General features: G+C 66.2%; 23 protein-coding genes. 10 read left to right on the top strand and 13 right to left on the bottom strand.

Annotated features, from left to right (window positions below; all coding sequences use genetic code 11):
• Positions 1-8: 8 nt before the first annotated feature.
• Complete coding sequence (locus tag AC1ROX_RS05095) at positions 9-1478, bottom strand: NAD(P)-binding domain-containing protein (RefSeq protein ID WP_493123060.1); 1470 nt, start codon at positions 1476-1478, stop codon at positions 9-11.
• A gap of 46 nt (positions 1479-1524) precedes the next feature.
• Here AC1ROX_RS05095 and AC1ROX_RS05100 point away from each other — a divergent pair, with 46 nt between their 5' ends.
• Positions 1525-2157 carry a 2-hydroxychromene-2-carboxylate isomerase gene (locus tag AC1ROX_RS05100; RefSeq protein ID WP_493123061.1) on the top strand — a complete coding sequence of 211 codons (633 nt, stop codon included), beginning with the start codon at positions 1525-1527 and terminating at the stop codon, positions 2155-2157.
• Positions 2158-2170: 13 nt separating this feature from the next.
• Positions 2171-3823 carry a thiamine pyrophosphate-binding protein gene (locus AC1ROX_RS05105; RefSeq protein ID WP_493123063.1) on the top strand — a complete coding sequence of 551 codons (1653 nt, stop codon included), beginning with the start codon at positions 2171-2173 and terminating at the stop codon, positions 3821-3823.
• A gap of 104 nt (positions 3824-3927) precedes the next feature.
• Here AC1ROX_RS05105 and AC1ROX_RS05110 read toward each other — a convergent pair whose 3' ends face one another.
• Positions 3928-4713, bottom strand: coding sequence for an HpcH/HpaI aldolase family protein (locus tag AC1ROX_RS05110; RefSeq protein ID WP_493123065.1), 786 nt, complete (start codon positions 4711-4713; stop codon positions 3928-3930).
• Positions 4714-4760: 47 nt separating this feature from the next.
• On the opposite strand from AC1ROX_RS05110, the gene AC1ROX_RS05115 reads away from it, so the two are divergent.
• The 8 genes from AC1ROX_RS05115 (at position 4761) to AC1ROX_RS05150 (ending at position 12845) form a co-directional block, all read left to right on the top strand.
• Positions 4761-5138, top strand: coding sequence for a VOC family protein (locus tag AC1ROX_RS05115; protein WP_493123067.1), 378 nt, complete (start codon positions 4761-4763; stop codon positions 5136-5138).
• A gap of 93 nt (positions 5139-5231) precedes the next feature.
• A complete protein-coding gene (locus tag AC1ROX_RS05120) occupies positions 5232-6833 on the top strand; it encodes an ABC transporter substrate-binding protein (RefSeq protein ID WP_493123070.1) in 1602 nt (533 codons plus the stop codon).
• A 33-nt stretch (positions 6834-6866) separates the two neighbouring features.
• Positions 6867-7814, top strand: coding sequence for an ABC transporter permease (locus AC1ROX_RS05125; RefSeq protein ID WP_493123072.1), 948 nt, complete (start codon positions 6867-6869; stop codon positions 7812-7814).
• A gap of 7 nt (positions 7815-7821) precedes the next feature.
• Positions 7822-8715, top strand: coding sequence for an ABC transporter permease (locus AC1ROX_RS05130; RefSeq protein ID WP_493123073.1), 894 nt, complete (start codon positions 7822-7824; stop codon positions 8713-8715).
• Between the two features lie 11 nt (positions 8716-8726).
• Positions 8727-9716, top strand: coding sequence for an ABC transporter ATP-binding protein (locus tag AC1ROX_RS05135; protein ID WP_493123075.1), 990 nt, complete (start codon positions 8727-8729; stop codon positions 9714-9716).
• Positions 9709-10683 (top strand): ABC transporter ATP-binding protein, encoded by a 975-nt coding sequence (locus tag AC1ROX_RS05140; protein WP_493123077.1) that lies wholly within the window; start codon positions 9709-9711, stop codon positions 10681-10683. The genes AC1ROX_RS05135 and AC1ROX_RS05140 overlap by 8 nt, the downstream gene beginning before the upstream one ends.
• Before the next feature lie 90 nt (positions 10684-10773).
• Complete coding sequence (locus AC1ROX_RS05145; RefSeq protein WP_493123079.1) at positions 10774-12390, top strand: GMC family oxidoreductase; 1617 nt, start codon at positions 10774-10776, stop codon at positions 12388-12390.
• A 20-nt stretch (positions 12391-12410) separates the two neighbouring features.
• Positions 12411-12845 carry a hypothetical protein gene (locus tag AC1ROX_RS05150; protein ID WP_493123081.1) on the top strand — a complete coding sequence of 145 codons (435 nt, stop codon included), beginning with the start codon at positions 12411-12413 and terminating at the stop codon, positions 12843-12845.
• 52 nt (positions 12846-12897) lie between these two features.
• On the opposite strand, the gene AC1ROX_RS05155 is transcribed toward AC1ROX_RS05150, so the two are convergent.
• The 11 genes from AC1ROX_RS05155 to AC1ROX_RS05205 all read right to left on the bottom strand — a co-directional run bounded on the left by AC1ROX_RS05155 (position 12898) and on the right by AC1ROX_RS05205 (position 25013).
• Entirely contained in the window at positions 12898-13506 is a 609-nt protein-coding gene (locus AC1ROX_RS05155; RefSeq protein ID WP_493123083.1) for an alkylhydroperoxidase domain protein, read from the bottom strand.
• On the bottom strand, positions 13503-14078 hold the full coding sequence (locus AC1ROX_RS05160) for a CMD domain protein (protein WP_493123085.1): 576 nt from the start codon (positions 14076-14078) through the stop codon (positions 13503-13505). The genes AC1ROX_RS05155 and AC1ROX_RS05160 overlap by 4 nt, the downstream gene beginning before the upstream one ends.
• Positions 14075-15109 carry a putative FMN-dependent luciferase-like monooxygenase gene (locus AC1ROX_RS05165; RefSeq protein WP_493123087.1) on the bottom strand — a complete coding sequence of 345 codons (1035 nt, stop codon included), beginning with the start codon at positions 15107-15109 and terminating at the stop codon, positions 14075-14077. The genes AC1ROX_RS05160 and AC1ROX_RS05165 overlap by 4 nt, the downstream gene beginning before the upstream one ends.
• Complete coding sequence (locus AC1ROX_RS05170; RefSeq protein WP_493123089.1) at positions 15106-16770, bottom strand: dipeptide ABC transporter ATP-binding protein; 1665 nt, start codon at positions 16768-16770, stop codon at positions 15106-15108. The genes AC1ROX_RS05165 and AC1ROX_RS05170 overlap by 4 nt, the downstream gene beginning before the upstream one ends.
• Positions 16767-17624, bottom strand: a complete 858-nt coding sequence (locus tag AC1ROX_RS05175; RefSeq protein ID WP_493123091.1) for an ABC transporter permease — start codon at positions 17622-17624, stop codon at positions 16767-16769. Before AC1ROX_RS05175 ends, AC1ROX_RS05170 begins: the two co-directional genes overlap by 4 nt.
• Positions 17621-18565: an ABC transporter permease gene (locus AC1ROX_RS05180; protein ID WP_493123093.1), complete on the bottom strand. Its 945-nt coding sequence runs from the start codon at positions 18563-18565 to the stop codon at positions 17621-17623. The genes AC1ROX_RS05175 and AC1ROX_RS05180 overlap by 4 nt, the downstream gene beginning before the upstream one ends.
• A gap of 14 nt (positions 18566-18579) precedes the next feature.
• On the bottom strand, positions 18580-20235 hold the full coding sequence (locus tag AC1ROX_RS05185; protein ID WP_493123095.1) for a TIGR04028 family ABC transporter substrate-binding protein: 1656 nt from the start codon (positions 20233-20235) through the stop codon (positions 18580-18582).
• A 157-nt stretch (positions 20236-20392) separates the two neighbouring features.
• Complete coding sequence (locus AC1ROX_RS05190) at positions 20393-21457, bottom strand: ketopantoate reductase family protein (RefSeq protein ID WP_493123097.1); 1065 nt, start codon at positions 21455-21457, stop codon at positions 20393-20395.
• A gap of 27 nt (positions 21458-21484) precedes the next feature.
• Positions 21485-23368 (bottom strand): alpha/beta hydrolase domain-containing protein, encoded by a 1884-nt coding sequence (locus AC1ROX_RS05195; RefSeq protein ID WP_493123098.1) that lies wholly within the window; start codon positions 23366-23368, stop codon positions 21485-21487.
• Positions 23368-23793, bottom strand: a complete 426-nt coding sequence (locus AC1ROX_RS05200; protein WP_493123100.1) for a VOC family protein — start codon at positions 23791-23793, stop codon at positions 23368-23370. Before AC1ROX_RS05200 ends, AC1ROX_RS05195 begins: the two co-directional genes overlap by 1 nt.
• 20 nt (positions 23794-23813) lie before the next feature.
• On the bottom strand, positions 23814-25013 hold the full coding sequence (locus AC1ROX_RS05205; RefSeq protein WP_493123101.1) for an acyl-CoA dehydrogenase family protein: 1200 nt from the start codon (positions 25011-25013) through the stop codon (positions 23814-23816).
• Between the last annotated feature and the right edge of the window lie 5 nt (positions 25014-25018).

Consider the following 25018-nt stretch of genomic DNA (forward strand, 5'->3'; position numbering starts at 1 on the left):
TCTCCCTTTCAGAGCGTGCCGGATCGTTTTTCGCGCGGCACGAAATAGTCGGTCGGTGCGAGTTCCGGGTCTTCCTGCGCGAACATGTTCTGCACGTGCTTCTCGACGTCCTCGCGGAACAGCGCGTGCGAGATCGCCTGGACGAGGCGTGTCGCGCCGACGAACAGGCCGGGAATATCGCCCGCGAGCGCGCCGTGGCTCAGGATGCTGCCCCAGTTGAAGAGATGGATGTCGCCGATGTGCGGCGTGCGGCCCGGTACCTTTTCGACCAGCTCGAAGCCCGGTCCGAGATAGGGATAGCGCGCTGCTTCTTTGTTTTCATTCGCTTCTTGTTCTGTGCGCGTATCATCCCACAGTTTCACGTTAGGCGTGAAATTGATGAGCTCTGGGCGTCGCGCGATATCGACATCGAAGCCGGTGCCGATCAGCACCGCGTCGAAGCGCTCCGTGGCCTTGGACGTCTTCACGGTGACGCCGTCCTTGTCGACGATCATGTCGAGCCACGGCTCGGCGAAGCGGAAGGCGAAGCCCGGCAGCCTCTGTGCCCGCAGTACCGATTCGTGCGGCGGTGGCGAGCCGGCGGCCAGCATGTAGGTGTAGATCTTCCAGCGCCAATCGTCGTCCAGCATGCCCTGGCCGCGCTGGAAGCCGGGGAAGGACACGCCCTTCGACTTGTTGACCTGGGGCAGGTGTGGCCGCCGCGCGTAGCAGATCGCTTCCGCCGCGCCCGCTTCCAGTGCCGTGCAGGCGTTGTCGACGGCCGTTGCGAGCACGCCCAGCACGCCGAGGCGCTTGCCCTTGAGTTTTGCGAAGTCGATCTCTTCCAGCGTGTGATAGACGCGGCCGGCGCGGCTTGGGTCTTCGGGATCGAACGACGGCAGCGAGGGCCAGCGGAAGCCGCCCGATCCGTCGCGGCCATTCGCCAGCACGATCTTGCGCGCCAGCACTGTCTCGCCGGTCGAGAGGCTCGCCTGCAGGAAATCGCCCGCCGCCTCGACCTTGAGCAGCGACACGCCGTTCTCGACCTTCAGGTCGACGACCTTGCGCACCCACAGGAGATAGGAGAGCCAGTCGAGGCGCGGAATCTTGTAGAGCTTCTCCCAGCCCCCGGCGCCGTACTGCGCCTCGTACCAGGCGCGGAAGGTGAGGGAGGGCACGCCGAGATCGGGGCCGGTGAGATGCTTGGGTGAGCGCAGGGTCGGCATGCGCGCCGTGGTGTTCCACGGGCCTTCATGGCCATGGGTGTTGCGCTCGATCACGCGGATGTTGCGGATGCCCTCGCGCAGCAGGCCCCAGCCCGTGGTCTGGCCGCACATGCCGGCGCCGACGATCAGGACGTCGAGCACGCGCCTGCCGTCGGGTCCGGTCTTCTCCGGCACCCAGTTGGCCGGCGGATAGTTCAACCGCGTCAGGTCGTGGCGCGCGACCTTCTCGAGTTCGTCCAGGCCCGCCGAATGCCGCTCGACAACACCGTCCATGCCGTGCTTCTGACCCTCCACGCATTTCATTAGCAGGGCCGCCGCGATGATTGAACTGCCGTGCTTCTACAGCCTGTCCTCGCCCTGGGCCTATTTCATGGGCCCGCAGCTCGAAGACATCGTGCGGCGCCACAAGGTGCGGCTGGTCCTGAAGCCGTTCGACTTCCAGGAGATCGTTCCGCGGACCGGTGGCGTGCCGCTGCGGACCCGGCCGCCGGCCCGCCGCTCGTATCACGAGGAGGAATTGGACCGCTGGCGGCGCTACCTGCAGATGCCGCTGGCGCTCAAGCCTCGATACTATCCCGAGAAGGTCGCGGATCCGGACTGGAACAAGCGGCCGGGCTGGATGGTGATCGCCGCGCAGCTGCGCGGCCTCGACGCCTTCCGGCTGAGCCATGCGCTGCTGCGGGCCCTGTGGGCCGAGGAGCGCGACACGGCTGCAGCCGAGGTGCGGATCGCGATCGCCGAGGAGAACGGGCTAGACGGAAAGGCGCTGCATCAGGCGGAGACGAGCGAAGAGGTGCAGGCGGCCTACCGGACCTTTACGCAGGAGGCCGAGGCGCTGGAAGTCTTCGGGGCGCCGACCTTCATCGTCGACGGCGTGCGCTTCTGGGGCCAGGACCGTCTGGGATTCGTCGACCGGGCGCTGGAAGCGCTTCGGGCGAAACAGGGAAAGTAAAAGGGAGAGACAAATGCGTGGACGTCAGGTCCTTCTGGAGACGCTCATCAATCACGGCGTCGATCGCATCTTCGGCAATCCCGGCACGACCGAGAGCCCGCTGCTCGATTCGCTGCCCGACTATCCGCAGCTCGACTATATCGTGCATCTGCACGAGGGCGTCGCGACCGGTGCGGCCAACTTCTATGCCCAGGCCAGCGGCAAGACCGCCTTCGTGAACCTCCACGTGGCGCCGGGCCTCGGCAATGCGATCGGCGCAATCTACAGCGCGCTGAAGAACAGCTCGCCCATGGTGGTGACGGCGGGCCAGCAGGACACACGCATGCGCCTGCGCGATCCGGTGCTCGGCCACGACCTTGCGTCGATCGCCGCGCCCGTCACCAAGTGGAGCGTGCAGGTCGAGCGCGCCGACGAGCTGGGGCCGATCCTCCAGCGCGCCTTCAAGATCGCCAACGAGGCGCCGGCCGGCCCGGTCTTCGTGGCCCTGCCCATCGACGTGATGGAGCAGGAGACATCCATTCCCGCCGGCAAGCCCGGCCACTCCTACACCGCCACGCGCCCCGATCCGGCGGGTATTGCCGCCATGGCAAAGCTGCTGGCGGCCGCCAAGAGCCCGGCCATCGTCGCCGGTGACGACGTGGCCCGCGCCGGCGCCGACAAGACGCTGGTCAAGTTGGTCGACAAGCTGGGCGCGTCGGTGTGGTTCGAAGGCCTGCGCGGCCAGAACTCTTTCCCGACCGATCATCCCGCTTATTGCGGCACGCTGGCCTTCGATGCGGCGGGCATCGCCAAGCAGCTCGCGGGCAACGACCTCGTGCTGATGGTGGGCGGTCCCTTCTTCGAGGAAGTCTGGTACGCCGCCGGCTCGCCCTTCGCGGCCGGCACCAAGGTGCTGCAGATCGAGGCCGGTGCGTCGCGACTGGCCCACAATTTCACGCTCGATGCCGGCGTCGTGGCCGATGCCGGTGCGGCGCTCGAAGCGCTCGATGCGGCGCTGACCGGAGTCGATGCCGCGGTCGCTTCCAAGCGCAACGACGCGATGAAAGCCCGCAAGGCGGACGACGATGCCGCGCAGAAAGCGAGGGTCGAGAAGGCCTGGTCGCGCACGCCGACCTCGATGGCGCGCGCCATGGCCGAGATCCGCGCTGGCTCGCCGAAGGATGTCGTCGTGGTCGACGAGACGATCACGGCCAACCTCGATCTCTTCAAGACGTTCATCTTCAACGGGCCGGGCGATTACTACAGCGGCCGTGGCGGCGGCATCGGCCAGGGTCTGGCCGGCGCCATCGGCGTCGCGGTCGCTCAGACCAAGCGGCCGATCCTCTGCGTGTCGGGCGATGGCTCGTCGATGTACTCGATCCAGGCGCTGTGGACGGCGGCGCATCACGACCTGCCGATCGTGTTCATTATCCTGGCGAACCGTGAGTATCGCGTGCTCAAGCACAATATCGATGCTTATCGCCAGCGCTTCGACGTGAAGTCGAACAAGCCCTACATGCACATGGACCTGACCGGCCCGACCATGGGCTTCGTCGATCTCGCCAAGGGCATGGGCGTCGCCGGCACCTACGTCGCCAAGGCCGACGACATCAAGGCCGCGGTGGAGGCAGCCTTCAAGTCCGGCACGCCGCACCTCATCGAGATCGAGATCGAAGGGAAGCGCTAGGAAGCTGGGGGCGCGCCACTCCGTGGCGCGTCTTCCTCTTATTTATGATCGCGCCACTTAAGAGCGGAGGTTACTCCGCTCGCAGTGGCGCGCCCCCAGCGCTCTTATTTCTGGAACGCGCGGACCTTGGCCTGATGGCCTCGCGCGGCGGCGGTCAGCATGGGCAGATCGTTGCCGGCCAGCAGGAACTTCATCCCCTTGTCGGTGTAGATATTGAGCAGCTCCTCGGTGTAGGCGCCGCCCATGCCCGGCCACTTGCCGTGCTTCTTGCAAGCAGCAATGACCTTGTCGACGGCGGCCTGGACCTTGGGGTTTCCGACATCGCCCGGGATGCCCATCTCCATCGAGAGATCGCTGGAGCCAACCAGCAGGCAATCGATTCCCGGCACTGCCGCGATCGCATCGGCGTTTTCGACGGCCTTGGGCGTCTCGATCATCACCACGATCAGCGTGTTCTCGTCCGACTTGGTCGTCATCTCACCGAGCGGCATAGGCTCGTAGTCGAACTGGGCCTGGCCGCCGCCCACCGAGCGATGGCCACGCGGCGGATAGCGCAGCTTGTCGGCGATCTCCTTCGCCTCCTCCGGCGTATCGACATGCGGGATCACGATGCCCAGGGCGCCGCCGTCGAGGACGCGGGTCGCCATCGTGAGTTCGCCATACGGTACGCGCACGATCGGGGCGATGCCGGAATCCTGCGCCGCGATGGCGATCTCGCAGGCCGTCTCGATCGACATGGAGCCGTGCTCGAGGTCGATGAACAGCCAGTCGAAGCCCGCCGCCTTCATGACCTTCACGATGTCGACGTTGCGGACCAGCCGGATGCCGATGCCGATCGACAGCTCGTTTTTCTTCAGGCGTGCCTTTGCGGCATTGACTGCAAACGCCATGATCTCCTCCATTGATTCGTTTTCTTGGCTGGAGGAGGCTATTCGCCATGACCTTCAAAGTCGAACGCATCGACCATGTCGTCCTTCGGGTGCGCGACCTCGCCGGCATGGTGAAGTTCTACGAACAAGCGCTGGGCTTCCATGAGGAGCGGCGTATCGACACGCTCGGTCTTGTGCAGATGCGAGCAGGCGCCTCGCTGCTCGACCTGATTGCGAACGACGCGCAGGTGACGACACGAAACATGGATCATTTGTGCTTCCGCATTGGGCAATTCGACCGTGACGCCATCGTCATGCGGCTCGCGCCGCTCGGGGTATCGGTCGGCGAAACCGTCGAGCGTTACGGTGCGGAAGGCACCGGACCCTCGGTCTATTTCCATGATCCGGAAGGCAACCAGATAGAACTGAAGGGGCCGGCGCTTTAAGGCTTGGCCGGTACACATGATGTGCTAGCTTGCCCGGCAACGGGGAAACAACAAACACGCCCGATCTCGCGTGAGTCTGGGAGGACTGACACTATGCGTACACGCTTGGCATTCATTGCCGGCAGCCTCGCTGCTTTCGTTGCCGCCTCTGCGCCCGCCTTCGCCCAAAAGGCGGGCGGCACCTTGCGTATTTCCCATCGCGACAATCCGCCGAGCGCCTCGATCCACGAGGAAGCGACCATCTCGGTCAATCAGCCGTTCATGGCGGTGTTCAACAATCTCGTCCTGTTCGATCCCAACGAGAAGGTGAACAGCCCCGACAAGATCGTGCCCGATCTCGCCGAGAGCTGGACGTGGAGCCCCGACAACAAGCAGCTCACCTTCAAGCTCCGCTCGGGCGTGAAGTGGCACGATGGCAAGCCGTTCTCGGCCAAGGACGTGAAGTGCACGTGGGACGCGCTGACCGGCAAGGGCGACGAGAAGGCCGACCTGATCCGCAAGAACCCGCGCAAGGTCTGGTACTCCAACCTCGAGGAAGTGACGGTCGGTTCGGATACCGAGGTGACCTTCAAGCTCAAGAACCCGCAGCCGTCGTTCCTGTCGATGCTGGCGGCTGGCTATTCGCCGGTCTACGCCTGCCATGTGAATGGCCGCGACATGCGTTCCAAGCCGATCGGCACGGGCCCCTTCAAGGTCGCCGACTTCAAGCGCAACGAATCGATCAAGCTCGTGAAGAATCCCGATTACTGGAAGAAGGGCCGTCCCTACCTCGACGCCATCGACTGGAAGATCGTGCCCAACCGCAGCACCCGCATGCTGGGCTTCGTGGCCGGCGAGTTCGACATGACGTTCGACTCCGACGTCACCTTCCCGATGCTCGCGGACGTCAAGGCGCAGAAGGCCGACGCGATCTGCGAAGCCCGTCCGACCAACGTCAACGCCAATATCCTGATCAACCGCGACGCGCCGCCGTTCGACAATCCCGAACTGCGCCGCGCCCTCGTGCTGGCTCTCGACCAAAAGCCCTTTAACGACATCCTGTTCCAGGGCAACGCCCTGATCGGTGCGGCGATGCTGCCGCCGCCGGCCGGCTTCTGGGGCATGCCCGCCGACCAGCTGTCGTCGCTGCCGGGCTTCGGCACCGACATCGAGAAGAACCGCGCCGAGGCGCGCAAGATCATGGAGAAGCTCGGCTACTCCAAGGACAAGCCGCTCAAGATCAAGGTCTCGACCCGCAACATCGCGATCTATCGCGATCCGGCGGTCATCCTGATCGACCAGCTCAAGGCCATCTACATCGACGGCGAGCTCGATCCGATCGACACGACGGTCTGGTACACCAAGATCCAGCGCAAGGATTACTCGGTGGGCATGAACCTGACCGGCGTCGGCGTCGACGATCCCGACGTCAACTTCTTCGAGAACTTCCACTCGACGTCGGATCGCAATTACACGGCGTACAAGAATCCCGAAGTCGACAAGCTGATCGAACAGCAGTCGGCCGAGACGGATCGCGAGAAGCGTAAGAGGCTGGTGTGGGAGATCGAGAAGAAGCTCGCCGAGGACGGCGCGCGTCCCGTGATCAACCACAACGTTGCCAACACCTGCTGGTCGCCGAAGCTGAAAGGCCTCGTGTTGCAACAGAACAGTATCTACAACGGCTGGCGTTTCGAAGACGTCTGGCTCGATCGCTAACCCCCTCAACCCGCCGCCGCTAAGGGAACCTCAATGGGATCTTACCTGATCCGCCGCTTTCTGCTGATGGCTCTGACGCTGTTCGGTATGTCGGTGCTCATCTTCGTGATGCTGCGGCTCGTGCCGGGCAATGTCGCCGACATCCTCGTGGATTCGGCCGGCATTGCGGATCCCAAGGAGAAGGCGAAGATCGCGCGCGAGCTTGGTCTCGACCGGCCGATCCACGAACAGTACATGCAGTGGATCGGTGGCCTGACGCGCGGCGACCTGGGCTTTGCCTACATCTCGGAGCGGCCGGCGATCGAGGAGATCGCGCCGCGCATCCCGATCAGTGCCAAGCTCGCGGGCCTGGCCCTGTTCTTCTCGGTGATCCTCGGCGTGCCGCTCGGCGTCATCAGCGCGGTGCGGCAGAACACCGGCTTCGACTATTTCCTGCGAATATTAAGTCTCAGCGGGCTATCGCTACCATCCTTCTGGTTGGGACTGCTGATCCTCATGGCGTCGGTCCAGTGGTTCGGCATGATCCCGATCTACACCAACGAGCCACGAAGCATTCTCGATGAATTGCTGCTGCTCAGCATTCCCGCTGCCGCGGTCGGCTTCCGCAGCTCGGCGCTGATCATGCGGCTCACGCGCTCCTCCATGCTGGAGGTGCTGCGCCAGGACTATATCCGCACCGCCCGCTCCAAGGGCGCCTCGCAGACCTCGGTGAACTACGAGCATGCGCTGCGCAACGCGCTGCTGCCCGTGGTGACGATCATCGGCATCGAGGCGGCCTTCCTCGTGGGTGGCCTGATCGTCACGGAGACGGTGTTCAACATCCCGGGCGTGGCGCGCTTCCTCGTCGAGGCCATCCTGTGGCGCGACTACCCGATCGTGCAGAACCTCGTGATGCTGATCGCCTTCGTCGTCGTGATGGTCAATTTCCTGGTCGACATGGCCTATATGGCCCTCGACCCCCGCATCAAGTTCGCGGACTGAGGGCAGCATGGCCGTCATCAACCACGAGGCAGCTCTCGAGCGTGCCGGCGCCAACGTCACGACGTTCGGCGGGCAGGTCCGTTTCATGGCGCGCCGCTATCCGCTCGGAGCGGTCGGCGCCTTCATCGTCCTGGTCTTCATCTGCACGGCGCTGTTCGCGAACTACATCGCGCCGTTCGATCCCACCGCCACCAATGCCAAGGTGTCGCTGGCCAAGCCCGGTTCGACCTATTTCCTGGGCGCCGACTTCATGGGCCGGGACATGTTCAGCCGCATCGTCCACGGGGCGCGCATCTCGCTGGCCGTCGGCGCCGGTGCCACTCTGCTGGGCGGTGTCCTGGGCGTCGCGATCGGGCTGATGTCGGGCTATCTCGGCGGCACCTTCGACCTCGCGACGCAGCGCCTGATGGACATCATGCAGTCGCTGCCGCTCCTGGTCATGGCGCTGGTCATGGCGGCCTCGCTGGGGCCGTCGCTCGAGAACACGATCATCGCGATCGCCATTCCGCTGGTGCCCAGCGTGGCGCGCGTGGTCCGCTCCAGTACCCTGTCGCTGCGCGAACAACCGTTCGTGGAGGCTGCGCGCGCCGTCGGCATGGGCGAAGTGCGTATCGCCGTGCGCCATGTGCTGCCCAACACGCTGGCGCCTCTGATCGTTCTCGGCACGGCGCAGCTCGGCTCGGCCATCCTGACCGAAGCCTCGCTGTCGTTCCTTGGCCTCGGCATCCCGGAGCCCTATCCGTCCTGGGGCCGCATGCTGTCGGAATCGGCGGCGGAATATGTCCGCACCGCACCGTGGCTGGTGATCTTCCCCGGTGTCGCCATCAGCCTCACCGTGTTCGGCACCAACCTGCTGGGTGATGCGCTGCGCGACATCCTCGACCCCCGTCAACGCACGTGAGTATCGCGTAGATGAGCGCTCTTTTGGAGGTCGAAGACCTCGGTACCTGGTTCTATACGCGGCAAGGCATCGTCAAGGCGGTCGACGGCGTCGATTTCACTGTGGATTCCGGCGAGACGCTGGCGATCGTCGGCGAATCGGGCTGCGGCAAGTCGATGACGGCGCTTTCGTTGATGCGCCTGATCCCAGATCCGCCTGGTCGCATCGTCTCGGGCTCGATCAAGCTCGGCGGTCGCGACCTGCTGAAGATCACCGAGGAAGAGATGCGCCGCGTTCGCGGCAACGAAATCTCGATGATCTTCCAGGAGCCGATGACGTCGCTCAATCCGGTGATGACCATCGGCAAGCAGATCTCCGAGGCGCTGATCCTGCACCGCGACATGGACCGCAAGCAGGCGATGAAGCGCGCGGTCGAGATGCTCGAGCTGGTCCGCATTCCGGCGGCGGCCCAGCGCGCGAAGGAGTATCCGCATCAGCTTTCCGGCGGCATGCGCCAGCGCGCGATGATCGCCATGGCGCTGGCCTGCAATCCGAAGGTCCTGATCGCCGACGAGCCGACCACGGCGCTCGACGTCACCATTCAGGCGCAGATCCTCGAGCTGATCGTCGAGCTGCAGCGCGAGTTCAAGGCGGCGGTGCTCCTGATCACCCACGACCTCGGCGTCGTCGCGGAGACGGCGCATAGGGTCATCGTCATGTATGCCGGCCGCAAGGTCGAGGAGGCGACGGTGGGCGAGCTGTTCGCCCGGCCGCTGCATCCTTACACGACGGGCCTGATGGCCTCGATCCCGCGCCTCGACCTGATGCGCGGCCAGGAGGTGCGCACCCAGGGCCGCCTCCAGGAAATCCCCGGCATCGTGCCGGCCCTGTTCGACCTGCCGACCGGCTGCGCCTTCGCACCGCGCTGCAGCAAGGCCGACGATCTCTGCCGCCGCGAGCGGCCCTCCTACGAGGAGAAGCAGCCCGGCCACTGGGCCGCCTGCTGGCACACCAATGGTTAGCGCAAACACCCCCGTGATCGAGGTCAAGGACCTCAAGAAGCACTTCCCGGTGAAGAAGGGCCTGCTGCGCCGTACGGTGGGGCAGGTCTATGCCGTGGACGGGATCACCTTCTCGATCGGCGTCGGCGAGACGCTGGGCCTGGTCGGCGAGAGCGGTTGCGGCAAGACGACGGCCGGCCGCGCCGTGCTGCGCCTCGTCGAGCCGACCTCCGGCTCGATCAAGGTCGAAGGCAAGGAGATCATCGGTCTCTCGAAGAGCGAGCTGCGCCCGTACCGCCGGGAGATGCAGATCATCTTCCAGGATCCGTTCTCGTCGCTGAACCCGCGCATGACGGCGGGCGACATCGTGGGTGAGCCGCTGTTCGTCCACGGCGTCGCCAACGCCAAGGAGCGTCAGGAGCAGGTCTCGGCGCTGTTTGCCCGCGTCGGCCTGCGCCCGGCGCAGATGAAGAACTATCCGCACCAGTTCTCGGGCGGCCAGCGCCAGCGCATCGGCATCGCCCGCGCCTTGGCGCTGGGACCGAAGCTGATCGTCGGCGACGAGCCGGTGTCGGCGCTGGACGTCTCGATCCAGGCGCAGGTCATCAACCTGCTGATGGATCTGCAGCGCGAGCGCCAGCTCTCCTACCTGTTCATCTCGCACAACCTCGCGGTGGTGGAGCATATCAGCCACCAGATCGCGGTGATGTATCTCGGCCGCATCGTCGAGTACGCCGACACGCGCTCGATCTTCACGCGTGCCCAGCACCCGTACACCGAGGCGCTGCTGTCGGCCGTGCCGGTGCCCGACCCCGCCATCAAGCGCAAGAAGCTGGTGCTGCAGGGCGACGTGCCGAGCCCGGTGAACCCGCCGTCGGGCTGCCACTTCCACACGCGCTGCCCCTACGCGGTGGCTCGCTGCAAGGTCGAAGTGCCTGCGCTGCGCGAAATTGCGCCGGGCCATCACGTTTCCTGCCATCTGCGATAGGCGTTTCGCGATAGTCGCCTCTCCCCTGAGAGGGAGTCGCACTCGGTTACAGACGCGCTACACTGTCTCCAAAGGGAGAGAGGACGCGTCATGGCGAATTGGGATTACATCATCGTCGGCGCCGGCTCGGCCGGTTGCGTGCTGGCCAACCGGCTGACCGAGGACGCCAACGTCAAGGTCCTGCTGCTCGAGGCCGGCCCGCGCGACAAGTCGATGTGGATCGACATCCCGGCCGGCTTCACCAAGCTGCTGAACCACGACAAGTTCAACTGGAACTTCCAGATGGAGCCGGAGGAGGGGATGGCCGGGCGCAGCATTCCCTGTCCGCGCGGCCGCACCCTGGGCGGATCGAGTTCGATCAACGGCATGCTCTATGTGCGCGGGCAGCCGCTCGACTACGACACGTGGGGACAGCTCGGCAATCGCGGCTGGTCCTATTCGCAGGTGCTGCCCTACTTCAAGAAGTCGGAGAACTACGAGCCGGGCGGCGACGACAGCCGTGGCCGCGGCGGTCCGCTGAACGTCGCTGAGATGTGCGACACGCACGAGCTCTGCGATGCCTTCATCGACGCCGCCGAGGCGAGCGGCTATCCGAAGAATGCCGACTACAACAACGGCAACCAGGAAGGCTTCGGCTACTTCCAGGTGACGATGAAGAACGGCAAGCGCCAGTCGACGGCGCGCGCCTTCCTCGACCCGGTTCGCCATCGCCCGAACCTAGAGATCGTGACCGATGCGCTGGCCGATCACCTCATCCTCGAAGGCAAGCGCTGCGTCGGCGTCGTCTACACGGTGCATGGCCAGAAGCGCGAGGCGCGCTGCGGGCGCGAGGTCATCGTCTCGTGCGGTGCCGTGCAGTCGCCGGGCGTGCTGGAGCATTCCGGCATCGGCCAGCCCGACCTGCTGCGCAGCCACGGCATCGAGGTGAAGCACGAGCTGAAAGGGGTCGGCGAGAATTACGGCGACCACTTTGCGCCGCGCATGAACTGGCGGGTCAAGCTGCCGATCACGCTGAACGAGCGCACGCGCGGCCTCAACCTCGTGAAGGAGGTCATGCGCTACTACACGAGCGGCCGCGGCGCGCTGGCGCTGACGGCCGGCGTCGTCTACGGCTTCGTGCGCACGCGGCCGGGCCTCGAATCGCCCGACATGCAGTTCCACATGGCCCATGCCAGCTACGACACGGCGCAGAAGCGCGACCTCGAGCGCGAGCCCGGCATGACCGTGGTGATCGGCCAGTGCCGGCCCGATTCGCGCGGCTCGATCCACATCAAGTCGGCGACGCCGGGCAGCGCGCCGGCCATCAGGCCCAACTTCCTGTCGGCCCAGACCGACCGCGACGCGACGGTCGCGGGCATGCAGATCGCGCGCAAGATCGTCTCGCATCCGTCGATGTCGAAGTACATCGCCTTCGAGAACAATCCCGGCGACAAGGTGCAGAGCTACGACGAGTGGCTGAGCTTCGCCCGCGGCAACGGCCAGACGACCTATCACGTCATCGGCACCTGCAAGATGGGCTCGGACCCGATGGCCGTGGTCGACGACCGGCTGCGGGTGCACGGGATTGCCGGCCTGCGCGTGATCGACGCCTCGGTCATGCCGACCGTGCCGTCGGGCAACACCAACGCCCCCACGATCATGGTTGCCGAGAAGGGCGCGGACATGATCAAAGAGGATGCAAAGGCGGGCCTCAAGGCCGCCGCCTGACGGCAATATTGGGGGACGTGATGAAGCCTGTACGGTCCATTCTCGCCATTGCGGCGATCGGCGGCTTGGTGGCGGCTTGCCACGGCGTCGATCCCAAGACCGAATCGAAGCGGGACATGCTGGCCGATTCCGGCTTCAAGGTCGTGTCCCTGAAGACGCCGGGCCAGGCAGCCTCGTTCAAGAAGCTGCCGGCTCATCAGCTCACGCGGAAGACCTACAAGGGCAAGACCGTCTGGCTCTATGCCGATCCGACGATGTGCGGCTGCCTCTACATGGGCACGCAGGACAACTACAACGCCTACATCAAGGAAGCGTCGAAGCAGATGATGACGACGGCGATGCGCGCCAACTTCCAGGACGATCCCTACAGCCCGAGCGCGATGGACGCGACCGTCGACAACGACTGGGATTGGGGCGAGTGGGGCAACCCGGGTTACTACGGCCTGCCTTACTGAGGACGGCTTGAAACCAAAACGCCCGGTGGAGCGATCCGCCGGGCGTTTTCTTTTACTTCGGCTGCGTCGCCGGCACGCCCAGCGAGAGCATAAGGCGGTTGGCCCAGTTGAAGAACGAGGCGGCGCCGATCAGGTCGGCGATGGCGGCATCGTCGAGGCCGACGGCGCGCAGGCGCTCGACATGCTCCTTGCCGAAGGTCATCGGCAGGGCGGTCAGCGCCACCGAGGCGGCCACGATCGCCTCCCAGCGTTCGTCGAGCTTGGCCTCGACACCCTCGTCGAGCAGGCGCTGCACGTCGTCGACGCGCTTGGAATAGGTCGCGGCGAAGCGGGCATGGACGGAGGCGCAGTAGATGCAGCCGTTCAGGCGCGACGTCGCCGCCGCCGCCAGCTCGCGCTCGGCGCGCGGCAGCCCGGCCTCGGGATTGTAGAAGATGTCCTTGTCGGTCCGCGTGCGGGCTTCCAGCACGTCGGGATCGCGCGCCAGCAGCCGGAAGTACGGCGACTTCACGCGCGCCGCGTCGACCAGGCTCTTGATGTGATGCTCGGTCATGTCGGCTTCGGCCATCGGCTCCAGCCAGGGCAGCCAGTCGAGCATGTCGCGGGTGAAGACCACCGGCTCGGTGTGCGGCGGCGGCGTCAGGGTCTTGTCGGTGCTCATAGCGTGCTCGCGAGGACGCCCAGGCCGGCAACGACCCGGATCTGGTAGGACAGGAAGGAGACGAGCTGGGAGATCGTCACGATGTCGTTGGTCGACCAGCCGGCATCGAGCAGCGACTGCAGCGACGGCGCCGATGCATCGCGCGGATGGAACACCAGCATGTGCGTGTGCTCGAAGGCGGCCGTGAGACGCGGTCCCAGTGCGGCGCGACCGGCATCGCTCACCTTCCAGGACGGACCCGGCGCATCCTCGACTGAGAGCGGTCCCTTGGGGAAGTGACCGTAAGGGCCCTTGGTCTTGGCAGCCGCGACTTCAGTCGCGACGGCGCTGCTCAGCGTGGCCGGCAGCTTGGCGGCATAGAAGGCACTCGTCTTCGGCTCGCCGTGGAGGCCGGCGACGAAAGAAGCGATGGCATGGCGCTCGTCGGTGCTGACGCCGCCCAGTTCTTTCGGCTCGAAGAGCGAGGTGTAGCTTGCCTGTGCATGCTTGCGCGCCTCGCTGCGCTGGGCGCGGATTGCGTCCAGCCTGGAGCCCGGCGCGATACCCACCAGGCTGTCGATCACATCGGTCATGCGACTTGTCTCGTCCCCGCTTTGACTTCGGGCGCCCAGCCCAGCGCAGGCGCCACCTTTTCGGCCAACAGTTCGATCGACCGCAGGATATAGGGATGCGGCGGATCGATCGAGTGGACCTGCATCGTGAGATCGGTGGCACGCGCCAGTGTCGAGTCGCCCTGCAGCGACGCGATCACCTCGTCGGGTGTGCCGATATGCACGTCCATGGCCGCGATCAGGTCGCCGACCAGGCTGCCCGAGCTGAAATTGCCGGTGGCCGCCAGCCGGTGGCGCATGCGCGACAGGCCGATCTCCGCGAGGCGCATCGCCTCCTTGCGGTCGTCTGCCACGAAGATGGTGCGTGAGGCCAGGATGCGCGGCTCCACGCCCTTGGGCAGCGCCTCGAGATAGGCGTCGAGCATTGGGTTCTGGATGTCCGCCAGCGACGCCTTCGGCGCTTCCGGCGCGCGCGGCTGGGTGCGCGACAGCATCAGCCCGTCGCCGGCCAGTCCGGCGCGGCGGGCGCCCGACACGGTGAAGGTCGCCTGCCAAATGCGGTCGACGAGGGTCGGACTCGACGGATAGAGCTTGTCGCCGCCTTGCAGCGCGCCGCCGGACCAGGCGGTCTTCAAGGTGGCGAGATTGTTGTCGAACAGGACATGACGCTGGTCGCTTTCGAGGCCGAAGGCGGTGAAGGCCGTCAGGTTGCCTCCCGGCCCGACGCCCACTTCGAGGCGGCCGCCGCTCATCAGGTCGGTGACGACGGCATCCTCGGCGACGCGGATCGGCAGTTCGAGCGGCAGGGTAACGATGCCTGTGCCGAGGCGGATGCGCGATGTGTGGGCGGCGGCATGCGCCAGGAAAACGAAGGGAGCGGGCAGGCCGCCCTCGCCTTCGTGGAAATGATGCTGGGCAATCCACGCCGAATCGAAGCCGAACTTCTCGGCATGCCGGATCTGCTCGGTGGCGAGGCGGTAGCGCTCGGCTGCGTCCACCTGGTCGAGCAGGCGGGTGAAGAAGCCGAGGCGCTTGATCGGAAACGTCGTCATGGGCTCAACCTTGGCGGAAGTTCGGGCGACACGGCAAGGGCGGGCCCATCAAGGACGGGCAGGCCGCGCCCAGGAATGGCGTCGATCAGCTCGCGCGTATAGGCGCTGTCGGGGCGACCGAAAACGGTCTCGATCGGGCCGCCATCGACCTGCTTGCCTTTGTGCATGACCGACACCGTGTCGGAGATCTGCCGCACCACGGCGAGGTCGTGCGACACGAACAGGTAGGTGAGGCCCAGCGTCTTCTGCAGCTCGTCGAGCAGAGACAGTATTTGCGCCTGCACGGTGACGTCGAGCGCCGACACCGCCTCGTCCAGCACCAGCACCCTCGGATCGAGCACGAGGGCGCGGGCGATCGCGACTCTTTGGCGCTGGCCGCCCGACAAAGCGCGCGGATGACGCTCGAGGAAGTTTTCCGAGAGGCCGACGCGGGCCAGCATGTCGCGCACCTTGCGGGCGCGGTCGGCGGCGGGAATCGGCTCGAAGTTGAGCAGCGGTTCCTCGACGATGCGCGCGATGGTCTGGCGCGGATCGAGCGAACCGTAGGGGTTCTGGTAGACGAGCTGGATGTGCTTGCGGAACTGCCGCAGCTTCTCGCCTTTCAACGTGGTGAGATCGACTCCGTCGACCAGGATGCGCCCGGCGGTGGGCTTGATGAAGCCGACGATGCTGCGGATGGCCGTCGTCTTGCCCGATCCCGATTCGCCCACGATGGCGTGCGTGGTGCCGCGCCGGACCTTGAACGACACGTTGTCGACCGCACGGAACGACTTGGCTTCGCCGCCGGTCACCGGAAAATCGTGCGTGAGGCCCGTGACCTCGATGGCGAAGTCCTGAGTGTCGATCCCGGGTCGCACCGGCCGCGGCTTGCCGAGCGACGGGGCGTCGGCCAGCAGGCGGCGCGTATAGGCGCTGCGTGGATTGGCCAGCACCTCCTTCACGGGGCCCTGTTCCTGGATGCGGCCATGCTGCAGCACCACCAGCCGGTCGGCGCGGTCGGCGGCGACGCCGAGATCGTGCGTCACCAGCAGGACTGCCGTGCCGCTCTCGCGGCGCAGCTCGTCGATCAGGTCGAGGATGCGACGTTGCACCGTGACGTCGAGCGCGCTGGTCGGCTCGTCGGCCACGATCAACGCCGGCTTGAGCGCCACGGCAATGGCGATCAGCACGCGTTGCTTCATGCCGCCCGAGAGCTCGTGCGGATACTGCTTGGCGCGCATCTCCGCCGGCGTCAGGCCGACCCGCTCCAGCAACTCGATGACGCGGGTATGGATCGCCTTGCGGTCGCCGCGCTTGTGGATCTGCAGCACCTCGGCGAGCTGCGAGCCGATGGTGCGCACCGGGTTCAGCGAACTGCCGGGATCCTGCGGGATCAGGCTGACGACGGCGCCGCGAATCGAGTCCAATCGCTTCTGCGACCACTTCGTGATGTCGGTGCCGTTGAGGCGGATGATGCCGCTCTCGACCCGGCCGTTGCCGGCCAGCAGGCCTAGCGTCGCCTGCGCCGTCGTGGTCTTGCCCGAGCCTGACTCGCCCACCAGCGCCACCACCTCGCCGGGCGCGACGCTGAAGGAGACGCCGTGCACGACCCGCTGCTCGCGGTCGCCCGTCTTGTAGGCAATCGCCAGATCGTCGACCTGGAGGATAGGTGTCGCGGTCATGGTGCGGTCCTGCCGAGCGCCTTGCTGATGCGGTCGGCCGACAGTACGACCAGCACGACGACGAGGCCGGGCGCGGCGGTGAGCCACCAGGCGCGCGAGAGATAGTTACGGCCTTCGGCGATCAGCAGGCCCCATTCCGGCGTCGGCGGCGGCGCGCCGTAGCCCAGGAAGCCCAAGGTCGAGATCGCGAGGATGGCCGAGCCGAACTGAAGGGCTGCCAGCGCGATCACTGAGGTGAGCGAGTTGGGCAGGACGTGGCGATAGAGGACGGCCCAGAAGGTGCCGCCGCTGCCGAACGCCGCCTCGACATATTCGCTGCGCCGGACTCGCACGACCTCGGAGCGCGCGAGGCGGGCGAAGCGGGCGACCGAGACGGCGCCGACCGCGACCGCGACGTTGATGGTGCCGAAGCCCAGCAGCACGATGATGCTGAGCGAGAGCAGCAGAGAAGGCACTGCCAGCAGGGAGTCCATCAGGCGCATGATCACCGCGTCGATCCAGCCGCCGCGTGCGCCGGCGATCAGGCCGAGCAAGGTGCCCATCAGCAGGCCGACCGTGACGGCGACGAAGGCACCCGACAGCGAATGCTGCGCGCCATAGACGATACGGGCATAGACGTCGCGGCCGAGCCCGTCGGTGCCGAGTATGTGTTCGGCGCTGGGCGGGCGGAGCTGCTCGCCCGGCACGCCCTCGGTACCGCTGTAGCCCGTGAAGAGCGACGGCAGGGCGGCCCAGGCCAGGACGATGAACACGACGGTCCAGGCGAGCGCCAGGGTGACTGGCACGCGCTTCAGCCGGGTCGTCCAACCGGGCCGGATGTCGGTGCTGGCGCCGCTTGCGGTTTCCGCGGTCATGCCGGCGCTCCCGATTTGGAACCGAGCCGGGGATCGAGCACCGGATAGAGCAGGTCGACGATCAGGTTGATGGTGACGAAGGCCAGCGCCGAGATCACGACGATGGCCTGCAGCACGGCCGTGTCGTGGTTGCCCACGGCCTGGTAGGTGAGGCCCCCCAGGCCGCTGAGGCCAAACACCGCCTCGGTGACGACGGCGCCGGCCAGCAGCTCGCCGAACAGCACGCCCGCGATGGTGAGGGTCGGCATGATCGCGTTACGCGCCACGTGCTTCCAGAGGACCCAGTTGCGCGAGGCGCCCTTGGCGCGGGCGACGGCGACGAAGGGCTGTGCCAGCACCTGGTCGATGTTGCGCATCAGGATCTGCGCCAGCGGCGCCGAGATCGGGATGGCCAGCGTCAGGACGGGCAGGACCAGCTTCTCGACCGGGCCGGGGCTGATCACCGAGACGAGGCCGAGCTGGAAGGAGAAGACCTGGATCAACATGATTCCGAGCCAGAAGACCGGCACCGAGATGAACAGCGACGGCAGCGACTGCAGCGCGGCGCGCAGCCATTCCATGCCGACCATGTTCGAGACGGTGGCCAGGATGATCGTCAGGATCATCGCCGCCCCGAAGGCGAGCGAGGCGAGCAGCAGGGTGGGCGGCAGGTTGGTCGCGAGCTGCTGGCTCACTGGCACGCCGGCCTGGATCGACATGCCGAAATTGCCGGTGAGGAAGTTGCCGACGGTCGTGAAGTAGCGCTCCCACAGCGGACGGTCCGCGCCGTAGGAGGCGCGGACCTCGGCGATCTGATCGGCCGTGAGTCCCATGTCGGGACTCATGAACTTGATCATGATCGCGTCACCCGGCAGCACCTGCAGCAGCAGGAAGGCCGCTGTGAAGGTGAGGGCCAGAACCGCCAGCGCCTGCCCGACCCGGCCGAGGAGATAACGCGCCATGATCCGCCCTGCGCCTACTTCGCGATCCAGGTCGTGTAGAAGCTCGGACGACCCACCGCCTCGAAGGTGAAGTCCTTGACCTTCGGCGAAGCGGCGAAGGCCTGCGGTTCCTCGAAGATCGGGATCGTATAGCCCTGGTCGATCACATAGGCCTGCACCTCGCCCACCAGGGCGATGCGCTTCACCGGATCGGTGGCGGCCGCGATCTCCTCGAGCAGGCCGTTCAGCTTCTCGTCGACGAAGTTCTGGACCTTGTTGCTGACGCCGCCCTTCTGGAGCAGCACGTTGCGAGTCGTCGGATAGTACTGGCTGCGGATCACGTCGGGATCGGCGCGGCCGACCATGGCCGGTGCGACCGGCGTCTTGGCCGGGTCGAGACTGTCGGCGACGCGGCTGCCGGCATCGCCCGCCAGCACGTTCAGCTTCACGCCGACCTTGGCCCATTGCTGGGCCACGAGCTGCAGGGTTTCCTTGTTCTGCGGCTGCGGCGGCGATTCGTAGGCCGAGAGCACCAGCTCCTTGCCGTCCTTCTGGCGCAGGCCCTTCGGGCCGATCGTCCAGCCGGCCTCGTCGAGCAGCTTGGCAGCGAGGGCCGGGTCGTAGGCGAGCTTGGCCGACTGGTCGACATAGCCCTGGGCGGTCGAGGCGATGATCGACTTGGCCTGCGGGTAGTTGGCGGAGAAGAGCGTCGCCACGATCTCCTTGGCGTTGGTGGCGTGCAGCAGCGCCTTGCGCACGCGGATGTCGGAGACCAGGGGATTGTCGGGCCGGAACACGACCGTGTTGTTCACGCCGCGGGTCGGGGCGGCATAGATGATGTAGCCCTTGGACTGGACCTGCTTCTCGTCATAGGCCTGGACCTGGCGGATGACGTTGGCCTGGCCCGCCAGCAGCGCGCCGATGCGCACGCTGTCCTCGGGCGTCACGACGTACTTGATGCCGTCGAGGTTGGCGCGGCCCTGGTGGGCGAGCTTGGTGGGACCCCACTTGTAGTCTTTGCGCGCCTCCATCACGAGCTCGCGGCCCAGCACCTCGCTTTTGACGACAAACGGGCCCGAGCCGATGATCTTGGTGGCGTCGCCCAGTGCATCGAACGGCAGGGCCAGCGTCTTCAGCGAGACCAGGCCCGAGCCGATCACCGACGTGCCCTGCAGGAAGCCGACCGACGGCTTGGTGAAGAAGAATTTCACGGTCAGCGGGTCGACGACCTCGCTGCCCTTGTAGTTGGTGATGACCTCGGAGACCGGCTGCTTCAGCTCCTTGTTGCCGAGGCCGTAGGTGTCGAAGTTCCTGGCGACGGCGGCGGCATCGAGCGGCGAGCCGTCGGAGAAGGTGACGCCCGGCCGGATCTTGAACGTGTATTCCGTGGCGTCGGCGTTGACCGTCCAGCTCTCGGCGATCCACGGCTCGATCTCGAGCGTCTTCGGGTTCTGGTAGGTGAGCTTGTCGGTGATCTGGTTGAGCACGCCGCCGTTGGGATAGAAGCCGCCGGCCGGCGGGTAGAGGTTCGTGTGCGGCTGCTGCTCCAGATAGATCAGCGTCCCGCCCTTGGTGACTGCCGTCTGTGCGGTCGCGCTGCCCGTCAGGACCGCAATGGAGGCCAGGGACGCGAACGCGCCGGCCAGGAAACGCTGATATTTGACGTGAAACACGGAAACCCCCTTCGCCATGAGAGGCACAGGAGGAGCCATGCAGTATCTGGGCCGAGTCTCGCCGTGCGGGCCGGATATATGGCCGCGCGGTTCCCTCAATTACACAGAGGAAATTGCTGAATTTATCCGGGCGGCGGAGCAGATTTAGCTGTCTGCCCCGCCTTATGTAGAAAAATCACCCACCCAGCAGGGCGGCCGAGGGCTGCAGTTCCTTGCGCTCGACCTTCTTCACGATCTCGGTGAGCTTGGCGTGGGTCGGCGCTTTCACGCCGATGAAGTTGCCGCGCTCGGCGATGTAGCCGTTCATGAACTCGATCTCGGTACGGCGGCCCTTGAGGATGTCCTGCGCCATCGAGGGACGCTGGATGTCGGCGCGCGGGTTCGGGTTGGTGTTGGAGCCCGGGCGCAGGATCGCCTCGACTTCGTCGAGGGCCGCCTTGTCGTCCTCCGACGCGCGGGCCAGCAGTTCGGGCTCGAACTTGCCGATCTTCTCGATGTGGTAGCCCAGCGCCTGGCCGACGCGCACCGCCTCGCCGCCCAGCTTGATCGAGAAGCGACGGACCGCGTCGTTGCGGTCGCAGTCGATGCCGGTCATGCCCGTCGCAGCCGAGACGCCGTTCTTCATGCCGTTCTGGCAGAGCTTCGACCAGCGCTCGCCCCACAGGTTGGTCGTGGTCTTGGCGCTGTCGATCATGCCGACCATCTCGCGCAGCTCTTCCACGCGCTTGGTGATGCGCCCGTGGACCTCGCCGACGCGGAACACGGTGTGCTTGTCGCCGCCCTTGGAGACGGTGCGGCGGATCTTGCCGGCCTCGAACATGTCGACCGAGATCAGCGACGCGACCATGCCGACGGTCTTGCCCCAGCCGACGATGCCGGCGATGCGCTCCTCGTTCAGGCAGTTCTGCAGCGACACGATGTATCCGTCCGGCGCCAGGTACTGCTTGATCAGCGCCGTCGCCCATTCGGTGTCGTAGGACTTCATCGACACGAAGGCGATGTCGATCGGCTTCTGGCGCGACAGGTCCTGCATCTCGGTGAGATGCATGGTCTTGGCCTTGGTCACGGTGAACTTTTCTTCCGGCGTCACGCCGTCGAGCTCGAGGCCGCGCTTGCGGATAATCTCGATATTCTCCGGCCAGAAGTCGATCAGCGTGACGTCGTGGCCCGCATGCGCGAGGTACCCGCCGACATAACCGCCCAATGCACCCACGCCGACGACTGCGATTCTCTTGCCCATCCTGATCTCCCTTGAGGCTGTGTTTCGTTAAGGCGCGACGCGCGGTTCTTTGCGCGCACGGTCGAGATAGTGTTCGGCGTCCTCGGCCAGCAGCAGCCGGTCGGCCATCAGTTGCGTGACCACCGCCTGGACCTTGGCCACGTAGTCGGCGCCGTCCTTGTAGCGCTCGGCAATCGACACACGCGGATCGCCCGAGGCTTCGCGGGCGGCCTTGTCGATCGGCAGCGGCAGGCAGCTGCCATCGCGGTCGGCGATCTCACCCGCGGGATAGGGCGGCTTGTATTCGTTCCAGCCGGTGTAGGTGGCCAGCGGCACGGCGATGTCGGGGAGGCGGATGCCCGCCGCCTCGTTGCCGTCGGCGTCGACCTTGCTCACCAGGGTACGATAGGTCTTGTCGGAAGCGACAGGCTTCACCCAGTCGCCCGGCGGCGACACGACGTTCGTCGTCCGCACGATCGCGGCGCCGGGCACGGCCGGGAAGCCGGTCTTGTCCGGCGCGACCAGGGTGCCGGCGGCGAGTGTCGGGACGCGGCTGGGCGGCGGCGCCTTGCCCGACACCACCCATTCATCGAGCGCGACCAGCAGGGCGCGGATCGCCGGCATCGGATTGTGCGGGTTGCGCGGATTGAGGTTGGGACCGGGGTCCGTCGTCGCGCCGGCGCGGCCGCCATGCTGGGTGCCCGCGACCATGTAGACGCGCGAGTTCTCCGGCAGGGTCACGTCCTTGGTGCCGAGCGGATCGGTATGCAGGAGGGACGCTCCCTTCTGCCAGTATTCGGTCGAGGTGTTGGTTTCGATCAGCAGCGGATCGGCACCGTCGCCACGGAACAACGTGCCGCTCTTGCCCGTCAGCGGATCGGAGAGCGTCGCCGTCGAGAACGGGAACTCGTTCTCCGGGAAGCCGTGATCCTCGTGCTGCGTGTTGGTGCGCGCCGGCTGGGCGAAGGGCGTGTTGTAGAAGACGCGGCCGACGCCTGCGATGTGGCTATGGATGCCGTCGAATACGCGGCGTCCCTGTTCGTCGCGGTTGAAGCCTTCCGAGATGTGATTGCGCAAATAACGTCCGGCTTGCGAGAAGCCGATGGCCAGCGCATGCGTCATGGGGCGGCCCGTGGCCTTCACCGCCTCGGGCGAATGACGCAGCCAGCTCACCACGTCGCGCGTCGCGGCGAAGCCCAGCCCCTGGACCTTGGGGTTCGTCGCCTCGTAGTGGAATTCGTAGAGGAAGCCTGGCTGGGCCTTGGTGCTATCGCGCAGCTTGATCGAGCGGGCGTCGACGAAGGACCACTGGTTCAGCGGCAGTTCTCGCGGCTCGTCGTCAGCGCGCTCGCGCACGGTAAGACGGGCTCGCGGCTGTTCGAGTGTGGCCGCTTCATGCGAGAGCTTGAAGGTTTCCAGCACGCCGACACGCGTGCCCGATACCCACTCCTCGCGAACCGTCTGCACGATCGGCTGGCCGTTGTTTGTCGCGACCGGTGCCGTCAGGGCGAGGCCCATGTTGGCGCGCGGAGCATCGGGATCCCAGCCCGACCACACGATCGTATAGCCGAGGCGCAGGGGGAAGGCGTTGCCGAGATCGGCGAGCGTCTTGGGGTCGTTCACGCCCTGCGGGCCGTCGGCGATGTTGCCGAACAGCATCTTGCGGCCGCGATTGTTCACTTCGTAGAGGATGCGTCCGTTGCCGCGTGAAGAGTCCTTCGGCCGCAGGATGAAGACGTTGGTTGCGTACTCGACCTTGCCGGCGGCATTGCGCGGCGCCTTGTCGATCAGGGCGATGCCGCTGTTGGCGGGCAGCGTCGGATCGACTTCGCCTTTGGCGACCGCGATGACGCGCTCATAGGCGCCGGCCTCGCCGAACGGAGTACCGTCGGCGAGGGGCTCGACTTTCTCGATCTCGAAGGAGAGGAGCACTAGGCCCTGGCTTCCGCCTGGGTCTCCTCGGCCGGGAAGTTCAGCTCCACGCCGACGCCATCGGGATCGTAGAGGAATATCTGCGAGGCGCCGGTGCGCGGCACCACCTGCTCGCGGAACGTCACGTTCTTCGACTGCAGCCGCTTGCGCACGCCGCTGAGGTCGCTGGCAGCGAAGGCGATATGGTCGAAGCGGCCGGTATCGTCGAACTTCTTCTCCGTACCGCGCACCACGATGCCCTCGCGCGGCTTGCGCTCGCCCAGCAGGTGCACGGTGGCGACGCCGCCGGAATAGAGCCAGTAGCCCGGGAAGCCGAGCGGCGGACGGTCGCCGTTCTCGAGACCCAGGACATCGCAATAGAAGTCCTTGGTGGCTTCGAGGTTGGACGGCTCGATCGTGTAGTGCTGAAGGGGGCCAAGCGGCATATCGGTCTCCGGTGTTGAAGTCAGACGAACGTTAGGTCGGTGTCGGCGCCCATCATCCAGGCGCCGACGGTCTCGAAATGCGAAAGCCGGCCCTGCAGTTGCTGGGTCACGGTATGGATGTCGCGGAAGCGGCGTTCCAGCGGATGGTTCTCGAAGATCGCCGTGGCGCCCGCTGCATTGTAGGCGAAGTCGACGGCGTCCTTGGCCTTGTGGATGGCGTTGGTCGCGGCCATGCGGACGGTGATGCGCTGCTCGACGGTGATCGTGTTGCCGGCCGAGAGGTCCTTCCAGATCCCGGCCATCGACTGCAGCACGAAGGCGCGCGCCGACCGGAGATTGACCTCGGCCTGCGCGAGGTTGGATTGCACTACCGCATTGTCGCGCAGCGGGCTCTTCATCCCGCGCGGCACCTTGTTGCGGGCGACGTCGACGAAGCAATCGAGTGCGCCGCGGGCGATGCCGCAGGCCACGCCCGCAAAGCCCACCTGGTAGCAGGTGCCGGCGCCCATCCGGTAGAGCGGGCCCTGCTCGCGGCACTCAAGCTCGAATTCGCGCGTGATCGAATGGTCGGCGCGCACGAAGAAATCGGTGAGGGCAAACTGGTCGCTGGCGGTGCCGCGCAGGCCGACCGTGTTCCAGATGTCCGTCCACTGAACGTCGCCGGTACGCACCAGCATGGTGCGCTCCTGCTGCACGCCGTTGGCGTCGAGGCGCGGTGAACCGTCGGCCTTGAAGATCGGGCAATGGGCGCCGAGCCAGGTCGCATGGCGGCCGCCCGAGGCGAAGGCCCAGACGCCGGTCACCTTGTATCCACCTTCACACTCGACCGCCTTGACCCGAGGGCCGGGGCCCCAGGCCAGCACGGCGCGCGGATCGTCGCCGAAGATCGCGCGGGCGACCGGGAGGTCGAGATAGGCCGCCGACATGGCGCAGCCGCCGGCCTGGCTCAGGCACCAGGCGGTCGAGGCGTCGCCGCGAGCGATCGTCTCGATCACATGGAAGAAGGTCATGGGATCGGTCTCGATCCCGTTCGACGAGCGCGGCAGCAGCAGGCGGAACAGCCGCGCCTCGTGGAGCTTGTCGAGGAGCGCCGGTGGGAGCCGGCGCGTCTCCTCGATCTCGTTCGAAGCGGCCTCGACAGCCGGCCGGACCGCCTCGGCACGGGAGATCACGGCCGGGTCGCCCGCAAGATCGGCGGCAGACGGGATCAGCGTATCCAAGACCA

This window comes from Reyranella sp. GW821-FHT14A01, assembly GCF_058803965.1.

Bases quoted from the DNA above. Each gene is read 5' to 3' on its own strand.
- AC1ROX_RS05150 (WP_493123081.1), top strand. From the start codon at position 12,411: ATGAAGCCTGTACGGTCCATTCTCGCCATTGCGGCGATCGGCGGCTTG.
- AC1ROX_RS05135 (WP_493123075.1), top strand. From the start codon at position 8,727: ATGAGCGCTCTTTTGGAGGTCGAAGACCTCGGTACCTGGTTCTATACG.
- AC1ROX_RS05170 (WP_493123089.1), bottom strand. From the start codon at position 16,770: ATGACCGCGACACCTATCCTCCAGGTCGACGATCTGGCGATTGCCTAC.
- AC1ROX_RS05105 (WP_493123063.1), top strand. From the start codon at position 2,171: ATGCGTGGACGTCAGGTCCTTCTGGAGACGCTCATCAATCACGGCGTC.
- AC1ROX_RS05165 (WP_493123087.1), bottom strand. From the start codon at position 15,109: ATGACGACGTTTCCGATCAAGCGCCTCGGCTTCTTCACCCGCCTGCTC.
- AC1ROX_RS05160 (WP_493123085.1), bottom strand. From the start codon at position 14,078: ATGACCGATGTGATCGACAGCCTGGTGGGTATCGCGCCGGGCTCCAGG.
- AC1ROX_RS05145 (WP_493123079.1), top strand. From the start codon at position 10,774: ATGGCGAATTGGGATTACATCATCGTCGGCGCCGGCTCGGCCGGTTGC.
- AC1ROX_RS05185 (WP_493123095.1), bottom strand. From the start codon at position 20,235: ATGGCGAAGGGGGTTTCCGTGTTTCACGTCAAATATCAGCGTTTCCTG.
- AC1ROX_RS05140 (WP_493123077.1), top strand. From the start codon at position 9,709: ATGGTTAGCGCAAACACCCCCGTGATCGAGGTCAAGGACCTCAAGAAG.
- AC1ROX_RS05095 (WP_493123060.1), bottom strand. From the start codon at position 1,478: ATGGACGGTGTTGTCGAGCGGCATTCGGCGGGCCTGGACGAACTCGAG.
- AC1ROX_RS05120 (WP_493123070.1), top strand. From the start codon at position 5,232: ATGCGTACACGCTTGGCATTCATTGCCGGCAGCCTCGCTGCTTTCGTT.
- AC1ROX_RS05130 (WP_493123073.1), top strand. From the start codon at position 7,822: ATGGCCGTCATCAACCACGAGGCAGCTCTCGAGCGTGCCGGCGCCAAC.
- AC1ROX_RS05155 (WP_493123083.1), bottom strand. From the start codon at position 13,506: ATGAGCACCGACAAGACCCTGACGCCGCCGCCGCACACCGAGCCGGTG.
- AC1ROX_RS05115 (WP_493123067.1), top strand. From the start codon at position 4,761: ATGACCTTCAAAGTCGAACGCATCGACCATGTCGTCCTTCGGGTGCGC.
- AC1ROX_RS05125 (WP_493123072.1), top strand. From the start codon at position 6,867: ATGGGATCTTACCTGATCCGCCGCTTTCTGCTGATGGCTCTGACGCTG.
- AC1ROX_RS05180 (WP_493123093.1), bottom strand. From the start codon at position 18,565: ATGGCGCGTTATCTCCTCGGCCGGGTCGGGCAGGCGCTGGCGGTTCTG.
- AC1ROX_RS05200 (WP_493123100.1), bottom strand. From the start codon at position 23,793: ATGCCGCTTGGCCCCCTTCAGCACTACACGATCGAGCCGTCCAACCTC.
- AC1ROX_RS05110 (WP_493123065.1), bottom strand. From the start codon at position 4,713: ATGGCGTTTGCAGTCAATGCCGCAAAGGCACGCCTGAAGAAAAACGAG.
- AC1ROX_RS05190 (WP_493123097.1), bottom strand. From the start codon at position 21,457: ATGGGCAAGAGAATCGCAGTCGTCGGCGTGGGTGCATTGGGCGGTTAT.
- AC1ROX_RS05175 (WP_493123091.1), bottom strand. From the start codon at position 17,624: ATGACCGCGGAAACCGCAAGCGGCGCCAGCACCGACATCCGGCCCGGT.
- AC1ROX_RS05100 (WP_493123061.1), top strand. From the start codon at position 1,525: ATGATTGAACTGCCGTGCTTCTACAGCCTGTCCTCGCCCTGGGCCTAT.